At 29.8% G+C, this 11,953-nt stretch carries 13 protein-coding genes; 1 reads left to right on the forward strand and 12 read right to left on the reverse strand.

Translation table 11 applies throughout. From position 1 onward, the window contains the following. The 9 genes from ACTG3S_RS05265 to ACTG3S_RS05305 all read right to left on the reverse strand — a co-directional run. Positions 1-576: hypothetical protein (locus tag ACTG3S_RS05265; RefSeq protein WP_439128320.1), on the reverse strand; the 576-nt coding region annotated here is incomplete at its 3' end. A gap of 81 nt (positions 577-657) precedes the next feature. Then, entirely contained in the window at positions 658-996 is a 339-nt protein-coding gene (locus ACTG3S_RS05270) for a cytochrome C oxidase subunit IV family protein (RefSeq protein WP_439128321.1), read from the reverse strand. Positions 997-1,037: 41 nt separating this feature from the next. Continuing rightward, positions 1,038-2,018 carry a cytochrome c oxidase subunit 3 gene (locus ACTG3S_RS05275; protein WP_439128322.1) on the reverse strand — a complete coding sequence of 327 codons (981 nt, stop codon included), beginning with the start codon at positions 2,016-2,018 and terminating at the stop codon, positions 1,038-1,040. A gap of 57 nt (positions 2,019-2,075) precedes the next feature. Then, positions 2,076-2,660 (reverse strand): cytochrome c oxidase subunit 3, encoded by a 585-nt coding sequence (locus ACTG3S_RS05280; RefSeq protein ID WP_439128323.1) that lies wholly within the window; start codon positions 2,658-2,660, stop codon positions 2,076-2,078. A 10-nt stretch (positions 2,661-2,670) separates the two neighbouring features. Continuing rightward, the gene (cyoE, locus tag ACTG3S_RS05285; protein ID WP_439128324.1) at positions 2,671-3,573 is read right to left on the reverse strand and encodes a heme o synthase; all 903 of its coding nucleotides are present in this window, start codon (positions 3,571-3,573) and stop codon (positions 2,671-2,673) included. A 266-nt stretch (positions 3,574-3,839) separates the two neighbouring features. Further along, the gene (locus ACTG3S_RS05290) at positions 3,840-5,912 is read right to left on the reverse strand and encodes a gliding motility protein RemB (protein WP_439128325.1); all 2,073 of its coding nucleotides are present in this window, start codon (positions 5,910-5,912) and stop codon (positions 3,840-3,842) included. Position 5,913: 1 nt separating this feature from the next. Then, positions 5,914-6,486 (reverse strand): acyltransferase, encoded by a 573-nt coding sequence (locus tag ACTG3S_RS05295; RefSeq protein WP_439128326.1) that lies wholly within the window; start codon positions 6,484-6,486, stop codon positions 5,914-5,916. 2 nt (positions 6,487-6,488) lie between these two features. Continuing rightward, positions 6,489-7,238: a deoxyribose-phosphate aldolase gene (gene deoC / locus ACTG3S_RS05300; protein WP_439128327.1), complete on the reverse strand. Its 750-nt coding sequence runs from the start codon at positions 7,236-7,238 to the stop codon at positions 6,489-6,491. Positions 7,239-7,306: 68 nt separating this feature from the next. Then, positions 7,307-8,050 (reverse strand): energy transducer TonB, encoded by a 744-nt coding sequence (locus ACTG3S_RS05305; RefSeq protein ID WP_439128328.1) that lies wholly within the window; start codon positions 8,048-8,050, stop codon positions 7,307-7,309. Positions 8,051-8,246: 196 nt separating this feature from the next. Here ACTG3S_RS05305 and ACTG3S_RS05310 point away from each other — a divergent pair, with 196 nt between their 5' ends. Next, positions 8,247-8,618 (forward strand): hypothetical protein, encoded by a 372-nt coding sequence (locus ACTG3S_RS05310; RefSeq protein WP_439128329.1) that lies wholly within the window; start codon positions 8,247-8,249, stop codon positions 8,616-8,618. Positions 8,619-8,678: 60 nt separating this feature from the next. On the opposite strand, the gene ACTG3S_RS05315 is transcribed toward ACTG3S_RS05310, so the two are convergent. The 3 genes from ACTG3S_RS05315 to ACTG3S_RS05325 all read right to left on the reverse strand — a co-directional run. Continuing rightward, positions 8,679-11,024, reverse strand: a complete 2,346-nt coding sequence (locus tag ACTG3S_RS05315) for a BspA family leucine-rich repeat surface protein (protein ID WP_439128330.1) — start codon at positions 11,022-11,024, stop codon at positions 8,679-8,681. A 6-nt stretch (positions 11,025-11,030) separates the two neighbouring features. Next, positions 11,031-11,612: a hypothetical protein gene (locus ACTG3S_RS05320; RefSeq protein ID WP_439128331.1), complete on the reverse strand. Its 582-nt coding sequence runs from the start codon at positions 11,610-11,612 to the stop codon at positions 11,031-11,033. A gap of 13 nt (positions 11,613-11,625) precedes the next feature. Beyond that, positions 11,626-11,953: hypothetical protein (locus tag ACTG3S_RS05325; protein ID WP_439128332.1), on the reverse strand; the 328-nt coding region annotated here is incomplete at its 5' end.

An 11,953-nucleotide genomic window follows, 5' to 3' on the forward strand; every position in this document is an offset into this window, starting at 1 on the left:
TTTGTCTTTTAAAATAGCTACAGAATTCATATCATACCCGAAAAGTAAACCATCTTTTTGATCTTCATCATCTGTTCTGCCTCTTAAATTTACCTCCTTATCTATAATAAATGCTTTAGATGTTTGTAAATTTTCTAAACTCTCGTTTGTTTTAAAACTATCGTAAAGTGCTTTAATTTCTTCTTTTGAACTTGCTACAAATTTCCATTTTACCATATCTGTAAAAGCACCTACTTCTTTTTTTAGCTCTTGTGCTTCTGCTTCTTTTCCTTTCGGATAAATAGCAATTACTTGAAAGTTTTTAAAACCATAAAAAGGCTTATATATTTTTTGATTTAAGTTAAAAACACCTCCTTTTATATTGCTAATATCATCACCTAAAAAACAAACTACAGAGATATTGTTTTTAAATTGTACTTTATTACTGCTATCTATTAAAGAGATATCTGTAATGTTTTTTGTAACAACAGGTAATTTTGCAAAGTTATTTATCCCTGAAGATAATACTAGGTAAAATAATAACGGAAAAATAAATAACAAGAATAATACAACTCTTTTTTTACTGATAAATTTCATTTTATATAAATGTATTTTAACCTATTTTTAACAAATTAAGTGCAAAAAAAAAGGTGGTTAAAACCACCTTTTAAATATATCTTACCAATTTACAAGTGGTGATAATGTGTCGTATAAATAATCTCCTTCTATTAGTAATAAGGTTACTAAATAAATAATTAGAAAAACGGCTGACCAAACAATAGATCGTCTAAACCATTTTTTTTCTCCTTCTAAATGCATAAATACCCATGCAATACCATAAGCTTTTGCTAAAGTTAAGATGATAAAAATCCAATTTAACCAACTAGTACCAGGACCATGTAAGTGTAAAGCTTCTGGTTTAATAATACCTAAATAAACCTCTACTAATGTTATTATAGAAAGAATACCGAAAACTATCCAGATTCTTTTTGTGTTTGATTCGTGTGCGTGTGCCATTTTTTAATACTTTATTTTTTAAATCTAAAGTGCTATTGTAATTATACTAAGTAGAAGAATGTGAATACAAATACCCAAACTAAATCTACAAAGTGCCAATATAAACCAACTTTTTCTACCATTTCATAATGGCCTCTTCTTTCGTAAGTACCTAAAATAACATTAAAGAAAATGATAATGTTAATTACAATACCCGAAAATACGTGAAAACCATGAAAACCTGTAATAAAGAAAAAGAAATCTGCGAAAATGGTATTACCATATTCATTAGCTTCTAGGTTTGCACCTTCTACTACCATTTTAGATTTTGCTAATTGCGCTGCGCCTTCTTCTCTAGAAAGAATTGTTTTTTGCTTTTTGTCTAAGTCTATCAATTCTGTTCTAACTTGTATTGCAGGATTCGAATTATAAGCATTTATCACCTTACCTACAGAATAAGTAGCTACAGTTTCCCCTTTTTGAAACCACAAACCATTTCTTTTGGTGTGTTCTTCTTTAATATCTGTTCTATCTCCAGTAACAAAATCTGCTAAGGCTATCTGTTTACCATCTTTTACAAATTGTAATACTTTACCATCTGTGGTTTTAACAGCTCCATAAGTTCCATTAATAAATGTATTCCATTCCCAAGCTTGTGACCCTACGAAAATAATACCTCCAATAATGGTAGCAAACATATACCAAGCTACTTTATTTTTTTTCATTTGATGACCAGCATCTACTGCTAACACCATTGTTACAGATGAAAAGATTAAGATAAACGTCATTATTGCAACGTAAATCATTGGGTAATCTCCATGTACAAATGGTACGTGTGTAAAAACCTCATCTGCTATAGGCCAAGAGTCTATAAACTTAAAACGTGTTAAACCATAAGCTGCTAAAAATCCAGAAAAAGTTAGTGCATCAGATAAAATGAAAAACCACATCATCATTTTACCGTAGCTAGCGCCAAATGGTCTAGCACCACCTCCACCCCAGGTTTCTTTTTTGTCAGTAGGTACAGCAATATTTGCTTCCATAAATGTTTTCTATTAATTGAATGTTAAAAATAGTTGTGCAAAATTAATCATTTTTCATCACCTAATAAAATAGAAAAAGAAAAATAGATAAATCCATAGTATATCTACAAAATGCCAAAAGATTGCACCAAGTTCAAACCCTAGCAAATCATTTGGTTTATACTTATATTTAAAATGATTATAAATAACAACAAAAAGTACAATTACCCCAGCAATTAGGTGTAAAACGTGCATTAATGTGATGCCAATTATAAAAGATGTTGATACTGTACTACCTGGTCCTGTAAAATACAAACCTGAATTTTTAAGTTCATTAAAGCCAACATATTGTTGCCATATAAATGCGATACCTAAAATTAATGTTGCAATTACCAATCCTAAAGAAATTGATCTTTTATCTTTTTTTAAAAAATTTTGTGATAAAATAAGTGTAATACTGCTTAAAACAATAAGCGCAGTACTTATGTAAAATGCGTCTGGTAAATCAAAAGTTACCCAATCGTCTCTTTTCATGCTAATTACATAGGCACTTGTTAAGCCTGCAAAAAACATAACCATACTTATCATAGAAACCCACAACATAGGTTTTGCAGATTTTCTTCTGGCCACTGTTAGTTCTTGTTGTAATGCTTGTTCTTCCATCTTGATTTTTTTAATGTAAAAATTTATCTACTACATAAATAACTTGTACAACAGTTATGTATAAAACACTAGACAACATCAATTTTCTTGCGTCTATATTTTGTTCAGTCTTATATAATTTTATACCATAATGCAACATTACTAGTCCTAAAAAAGCAACTATTATTGCTGTTGCTGGATATATATAAAAATCTCCAGAAACTTTTAAAACAGGTGCTATTGATACCAATATCATTACAATGGTGTAAAATATTATTTGTTTGATAGCGCCTTTGTCTTTTTTACCCATTGGCAACATGTTAAAGCCTGCTTTTTTATACTCTTCGTATTGCAACCAGCCTATTGCCCAAAAGTGTGGAAACTGCCAGAAAAATTGAATCATAAATAAAAAACCTGCTTCTATACCAAAGTTATTGGTAGCTGCAACCCAACCTAACATAAAAGGTATAGCGCCTGGAATTGCCCCAACAAAAACGGTTAAAGGTGTTACTGCTTTTAAAGGTGTATATACACTTGTGTATAAAAATATGGATATGGCACCAAATAAAGCAGATTTTGGATTAATGCTATATAAAATTGCAATACCTAATATAGTAAATGTAATTGCTATAAAAAGTGCCGTATTTACAGACATTCTACCTGTTGGTAAAGGTCTATTTTTTGTGCGTTGCATAATAGCATCTGTATCTTTTTCTATAATTTGATTGAATGCATTAGAGGCACCTACCATAAAAAAACCACCAAGAGCTAGTAAAAAAAGAATGTAATAATTAACGGTTTCTACTGCTAAAAGATATCCTGCAATAGAAGAAAATACAACGCTTAATGACAGACCAACTTTGGTAAGTTGTTTAAAATCTGAAATAACTGTTTGCATAGATGTTTTCTTGTCTGAAATAACTGTTGTATTCATTTTACCACAATTAGCTTGCAAAGATATTTGATAATTATGAATTTACCATACCTTTAAGGTGCTTTTGTTGGCATTCTTTTAATGAAAACATTTAGAAAGTTATAATTTTAACATTTTCTAAAGAGGTATAGACCAAAAAGAAAAAACCCACTCAATAAATTGAGTGGGAAAATTGCTATGAAAAAGAAAAAGTGTGATACTTTAAAAGCATCACGTTACAAATATAATCATATTTATAACATATTTTCTTAAAATTAAAAAAAAAATTAAAAATCTAAATACCAATTAAACAAATCTGCTCTAATACCTGCAGAAAACCACATCGTATTTCCTGCTGGAAAAGCATTTGTAGATACATCTACAGAGAATTTTCTATACATAAAACCTGCAAAAAGACTTAAATTATTGGCAGGATTTAATAAATAGTTACCATTAAAATCTGCAATAAATATATTTGCAGTATTTCCTTGGCCTATTTTATTACCAATGTCTCCAAACCTATCATCGTACGATTGATAAATATTACCACCATAACTAATTGCTTCATCTTCAAAATCGAACCCTTTTTTACCCAAAGTTAGCTTTCCGTTAAAAGACCACCTGTCTTTTTTGTAACGAGCAATTGCAATGGCTTCATAAAAGTTTGCACCCCATAAATGTGCCATGGGTTGGCTGTAATTACCATAATTTAAAATGGGTGATCTGTGTGCAAATGTGTAAGGTCTTGCATAGTTGTATTCAAATTGTAAAAACAAATTATCTAAGTCAAAAGCATCAAAATATTTTGCACCAATTTGGTAGGCAAATTTATTTCTCCAATCGTCTAAATTACCTAAATTACCAACAGAGAATTCATCAACAATTAATTGTGAGTATAGAGATATGTTATTATTTAACTTGTATTTTCCTGTTAAACCAATAATGGCATTTCCAGAATCTTCACCTCTATTAAATTCTACTGCCCTGTAAAACATTACAGGATTTAAAAAACCAGCATCAAAACCATTTTCTCCTGAGGAAATAGCAGTTTCAAAGAAACCGATGTTTAATTTATCTGATACATTTAAACTTAAATAATGTGCTGCAATATATTTTCTAGCATGTTCATTTGGATTAGAAGCAGATGATATTGAGGGTTCAGTATTCCACATCCAAACGTTGGTGTATTGAAATTTCCAGAAATCTACCTTCATTTTTAAATACGTAGTGGGTGCAGAAACGTCAGAAAGTATAAAAGATCTGTAACCATCACCTATAAAATTTCTACCATTACCAAACTGAAATTGCATAAATTTATTGGGTTGAAAAGCTAAATAACCTTCTGCTACTGGATAATCGAAACTGTCTTCTTTAAACCCTTTTGCTTTGCCCCTTCCAGGAACTAAACCTTCTGAGTTTTTGGGTCTTGTTAATGGTGATGTATTAGAAATATAACTATTTACATACTCTGCAAACCTACCTTGACTTTCATAAACGGTTGCAGAGAAAGAAAACTTATCTCCTAAAGCACCATTTGCAGTTAAAATTCTAGAATTATTATAGGTGTAAGACACATCTGAATTGTCTTTACCTAGTTGTACATCTACCAGAAAATCTAGTGTAAACCAAAAATCTTTCTTTTTTACTTGTAGTAAATGTTCGTTCCAAATTTTGTTACCAACCCACGTTGTTTTTTCTGGTTTTAAAAACTGCTTTTTTTGAGCAGTTAGATCTAAATAGTTGTTTATTTCGTTGTAAACATAAGGTTTAGAAGCTGTGTGTGTACCTTTTGCTTTGTGCAAAGCAAACTCATAATCTACATATCGTTGATGTGTAAAAGGAATATTTAACTGGCTATTGTGTTCTAAAAATATAGAATCTGCAAGCTTACTTTTTTTTACAGTTGCTAAAAAATCTATCTTTTTTGTTTCTTTTTTATTAAAGTTTAAACTAACTGTTTCCGTTTTTGCGCTTGATATTGGAAACTGAATAGGCAACTGAAACTGCATTTCTATATCTCTATTATCAAACTTTGCTGGTATAATTTTAGGAAAAACTTTAAAAGCTCTTTTTACTTCTGCTTCGATTTCTTTATAAGGTGTATTTACATAAATCACCTTAAAACTTCCTTGTTCTGTAACGGCAAATAAAACATTTACTAAGCCTTTAAATTTTTCGTTTTCTACAATTGCTGGAGTTTTAAACTCAGCAAAAAAATGTTTTTTGGTAGTGCTAAAAAAGCAATCTTCTATAACTGCAATGTCTGATCCTTTACAAACATCGTAAACTGGGTATCTTTCTGATTGTGCAAAAAAGAGAGATGGAAATAATAAAACTAGAAATATATTTTTTTTTAGCATCCTATAATTTTATAACTGTATTGTTTTTTAGTTGATATTTTTGATGGCTTTCTTTACAAATTGCAATACCATTCTCGTTAAAATTTAATCTATGGCCATATTGACTAACCCAACCAATTTGTTTCGATGGATTGCCAACCACCAAAGCGTAAGGTAATACTTCTTTAGTAACCACAGCGCCTGCACCAACAAAAGCATATTCGCCAATATTATTGCCGCAAACAATGGTTGCATTTGCACCGATACTTGCGCCTTTTTCTACAATAGTTTCTAAATATTGATCTTGTCTTTTGATAGCACTTCTTGGATTAATTACGTTGGTAAACACCATTGAAGGACCCAGAAAAACATCGTCTTTACAAATAACACCTGTGTAAATAGAAACATTGTTTTGCACTTTTACATTTTTGCCCAAAGTTACTTTTGGAGACACCACCACATTTTGACCAATATTACAGCTATCGCCTATAATTGCATGAGACATAATATGGCTAAAATGCCAAATTTTTGTGCCTTTTCCGATGGTACAATCTGCATCTATAACAGCAGTTTCATGTGCAAAAAAGTCTTTCAAAATTAGTAATCTTTATGGTTTGTGTTGGGTTGTTTGTTAATTATTTCTTTTGATGATGATGTACCAATTCTATCTACACCTAAAGCAATCATTTTTAAAGCAGTTTCGTAATCTCTAACACCGCCAGCAGCTTTTACTTGCAGTGGTTTCGCATTTTCTGAAATTAGCTTTATATTCTCTAAGGTAGCTCCATTTGGTAAATTATCTGCAGTTTTAAAGAAACCTGTAGACGATTTTACAAATACTTTTTTTGCATTTTCTTCTCCAAAATTTTCTAAAACTATTTTCTTTATCAATTGTGAAATTACAATTATTTCTTTGTTTGTAAGTGCTGCAACTTCAATAATCCATTTTACAACCTTATTGTTTTTTAGACAAAGTTTTGTGCCTTGGGTCACTTCTTCTGTAATAAGTTTTATTTTTCCTTCTTTAAATGCTTGGTAATTTATGACAAAATCTAACTCGTCTGCACCTAAATCTATGGCTTTTTGTGCTTCTTCTAATTTATCTGATAAACTATAAGTACCTTCATGAAAACCAATAACTGTACCTATTAACACATACGATTTAGCATCTAATAAGCGTTTTTTCACAGTGGGTATATATTTGGCACGAATCATAACCAACTTGTAGTGATAGGTGATGGCTTCTTCTACAAGTGCTATTACATTTTGTAAATTTTCTTGTTCAGAAATTTTGGCTTGTGTAGCTGTTTTTAAATAAGTTGCATCTAAAAATTGACTGATTCTCATTTTACAAAAGTAACAAAATCTAAATTGCAAGTATAAAAAAGCTCAACCAAATGGTTGAGCTTTGTAATTTATTGTATACTAAATGAAATGGGGAGCGTATACCTAACTTTTACAGGCTGGTTTCTTTGTTTACCAGGTGTAAATTTGGGTAGCTTATTGATTAATCTGTTGGTTTCTTTTTCTAAACGTTGGTGTGGCGCTCTAATTTGAATGTCTATTACGTTTCCTTTATCATCTATAATAAACTGCGTTTGTATTCTGTATTTACCTGCATTTAAACCAATTTCGTTGGCTAATTCTGCATCAAAATTTCGTTGTACAAATTGTTTCATTTTTTTATCAAAACAGCGTTTGTTTTCTTTTTTAGATAAACCTTCACATCCTTTAAAAACGGGTGCATCTTCTATCATCATAAAAGGAACATCATCTACAAAAGAATCATCATCTTCTGGGATATCTATCGTTACCAATTCGTCTGGTGTTACAATTAAGGGTTCCTCATCTTTGGTATCTATAATGGTTTCTGGTACATGGTTTTCTGCTTTTACCACTTCTTCTGGTATAAATACTTTGGGTTGTACTACTTTTGGAGTATTAACAACTTTTTTCTCTTTTTGAAACACAATAGTTTCATCGGGTTCTATAAAAATGGGAATTTTACTTTCTGTGCTTAAAATAGCCACAGTTTTTTGAGGAGTTTTGTGCTCTAAAGTTACGTACACAATAAAGAGCACTAGTACAAGTCCTAACTGGGTAAAAATGTTAGAGAACTTTTCTAATTGTTTGGTTGGTAGTTTTTTTAGGTTTTTCATAATTAGAAAGTTTTAATGTTAAGACTTTGTTAAAACAAAGTTCGTGCCATAAAAAAATAGTTTTTCTAATACCTATAAAATTAAGTACTTTTAGGGTGTGAAAATTTTGTATAGAATTTTACTGTTTTGCCTAATTAGTTGTGTGTTTTTAGCGGGTTGCTATACATTATATACTGAGTTTAAAAATGGAAGTTTTTTGTTAAAGTTAAAAAAAGACATTTCTCTTTTTATACCCATATTTGTTACCTTTTTTGCATTAGTAAGTTTAATTTTTAATACTAAAAAATTTAAAAATAGTACCGATATAGAAATCTCTTATTATAAGTTTTTAAGAATTGGAGATTTGTTTTTTTCTATATTTTTATTTATAGTTTCTTTTGCTGGTTTTTATTTGTTGATAGAAAGCTGGTATAAAACTAATTTAGAGTCTCATTTTTTTAAAATTAGAATCTCCATTTTATCTTTAGTACTCATTTTTAGTGTTTTACTTTATTTGGATAACCTTAGATTTCATAAAAGTTTAAAAAACAATGCTAACAAGAGTTTTATAGAAGAAATTGGTACATAAAAAAAGCACCAACTTTTGTTGATGCTTTGTGTTAAGCTTATAAAATATTTCTACAAAAACTTATTTAATTACTAATTTTCTAGAAGTAATTGCAGTGTCTGATTGTATTTTAATTAAATAAATCCCTCTAGAAAAACTTAAAGTGCTAATGGCTACTTTTGATGTGTTTTTCGCTTTTTGATTAAAAACTTTTTCTCCTAAAAGATTATATATTTCTATATTTTGAATTTTAGAACTTGCAGAGGAAATAGTAAATGCTGTACTTGCTGGGTTTGGAAATAGGACTAAATCATTATCTGATTCAGAAATATTATTCACAGATAATACACTAGATTCGTTTGCTTTAATTGTAAATGTTCCTGCATCTGAATTGAGAGTTTTACTAGAGGTGTTCGTTTGTTCCATCCAAACTTTTAAATAATAAACAGTGCCTGGTGTTTGGTTGGTTAAAGAGATATTTAACCCACAACTTATAGCAGATGCACTTGTACAAGAATCATATAATGCAAATTTTAAAAGGCCACCAAAACCTGAACCTTCTATACTAAACTCTCTAGTTTCTGGTACAGTTATCGTAAACCAAACATCTGCAATTATTGGGCCTGCAACACAATCTGTAGCATTTGTAAAAGTACCGCTATTAATATCACCAGGGGTTTGCTGCCCCAAAGTTAATGGAATTGCGAAAGTACATTCGTCGTTTGCAGGTGCACAATCTGTAGAAAAATTGGCTGTTGCATCTATTTGAGTCCAATTTGTGCTGCTGTAATTTACATCATCTACTTCTATACAAGTTAAATTTGGGTTATTCTCTGTGTTAAATAACGATCCTATCATTTGAGAATTATTACCATTTTTAAGCATTAAGTTTTCTAAACTATTGTTTTCTGCATTAATCCAAGACAATTGATTATTTTCTCTGGTATCAATTGTTGTTATTAAGTTATTATTACAAATTAATGCCTGTAAATTTTGGTTAGAAAGGATATTTATCTCTGTAATTTGATTTTTATAAATAGACAAACTCTCTAAATTTATAAGCAAATGAACATCTATTTCTGTAAGTTGATTTTCGCCAACATCAACGTTTTTTAAAGCTATATTTTTTGATAAATTAACATCAGTAAGTTGGTTGTTAGCCATAAATAATTTTTCTAATAATAAGTTTTTGTTTAAATTAATATTAGAAATTTGGTTGTTAGCTGCATTTAATTCAACTAAATTGGTAAAATCTTGAATACCTACTAAATTAGCAATGTTTTTGTTTGGTAAAATTAGCGCATCAATATTTTCTATATCCGCAGTTAATACTTGCCCGTTTATGGTTGCATCAGAATCTATATTTTCGTCTATTAAATATTGCTCGAAGTTAGAATCTGGTATTGATGTAGTTTCTGCAGAAGAACAATCAGTACCTTTTCCTCCATCATTTATTGTCCAATTATTTGGAGCATCAATTAAAACAGCTCTTGCATTTTCTGCGTTACAATAATTTATGCCTTCTGCTCCTAATGTAACATTTTGTTTTACGTTTTGTGAAGACCAGCCAGTTAAAATTGCATCATAGTTATTAGTTGTTAAACCAGAAAATTGAAACATTTTATTCATATCTAAAACATTACTAATATTCCAAATTCCAAGATTTTGATTAAAGTTTGTAGCATTTCTAAACATTCTATTTGTATCTGTAACACTACTAACATCCCAATTGCTAATATCTTGGTTAAAAGACACAGCCAATTCAAACATTAAGTCCATTTTTGTTACTTTACTAACGTTCCAATTGCTTATGTTTTGATTAAAATTTATGGCATTGTAAAACATAAAACCCATATCTGTAACATTGCTTACATCCCAATTACTAACATCTTGGTTAAAATCTTTTGCGCCATAGAACATTGCTTTCATATTGGTAACATTACTTACATTCCAATTACTAGTATTTGGGTTAACTTTACTCGCATTGTAAAACATTTGCAACATATCGCTAACATTGGTTAAATTAGGATTATCTGTTGCATTTATAGTTAACAAATCACATCCTCTAAAAGCTCTTCTCATGCTTTTCCATTGGTTATTTCCCCAACTTTCTATTGTTTTTATGTTTTTTTTATTATTATCAAACGTTGAATTAAAAATTTCACGATAAAAATATATTGCAGGAAAAGTTCCTGTAATACTTACAGTGTAAGTTCCTTTTTCTGCATAGGTATGATTGGCATCTCCTGTTTGATTATTGGAAGTAGTTCCATCTCCCCAACTTACATTATAATTATAAGTAAAATCTGAGTTGGTAGGAATAATAATATTTTGATCTGTTCTAGTTGTTTCCCAAGTTGTAATGAATTGCCCAAATGAAGCTTGAGCAAAGAGAATAAAAAGGATAAAATGTAATTTTGTTTTCATAATTTTTTAGTTTAAAAAGTCAATTTGTTTTACAATTGCTAACGCTATTTTTTTATAGTCTCTTTTATACGCCAATTCTTGTTTGTTAAACGGAGAACCCGGAATGTATAAAGACATGGTGTAATCTTTTAATTTTACGCGTAATTCTCTTTTTTTACCAATCCAAAGAGCGGCTTTTCCGTAATTAGGAATCCATTCTGCACTTTTAGAAACTCCTTTTTGTATTTGCCAGCTTTCTATCCAAGTAGCACCATCTGCTAATTTGTCTTTGTCTTCGTAAAAATTAATGCCGCCAGTTAAATAGCCAAATTTATCTTCAGATATTTTTACTCCAAAAGAACATTGTTTGTTTTTAATATTACCTTTAATTATTATGATGTTTTCATCAGCAACATTATATAATTCTGCCAATTGATTTTTATTGATTAGACTACAAGGTGAAGGAATTTCTGAAAGTGTAACTTTTGTTTGAAAACTTTTATTTTCGAAAGAAGTATCATTAAAATTTGTGGTAATTCCTGATTTCTTATCTCCAAAACAAGAGGTAAAAACAAAAAGTATAAGGGTATGTATTAGTATCTTTTTCATAGTTATTTCTTTTTTAGAATCCCATTTTTTTATACTCGTTAGTATTAATTGAGGTTTTTTTATCTGAAATACCAGTAACTTCTATTTTAAATTTTTTTCCATTTTGTAGCGTATCCATCTCTAAAACAAAACCAGAAAAATTAGGATTATTCATTTTCATACCCAACATTGGTAACGCTTTGTTTTGAACAGGGAAATCTTTAGAGATCCAGAAAGAAACACTTCCTTTTTGGTTTGTATAGTTATAATCTACCTTCACTTCTTCACACAAATAACCAATTATGGTTTTTGTTTTTCCTGTTTTTTTGTAGCCAAAATCGCCATCATCTGGTATTTTACTA

This window comes from Polaribacter sp. (assembly GCF_965656025.1).
Lineage (GTDB): Bacteria > Bacteroidota > Bacteroidia > Flavobacteriales > Flavobacteriaceae > Polaribacter.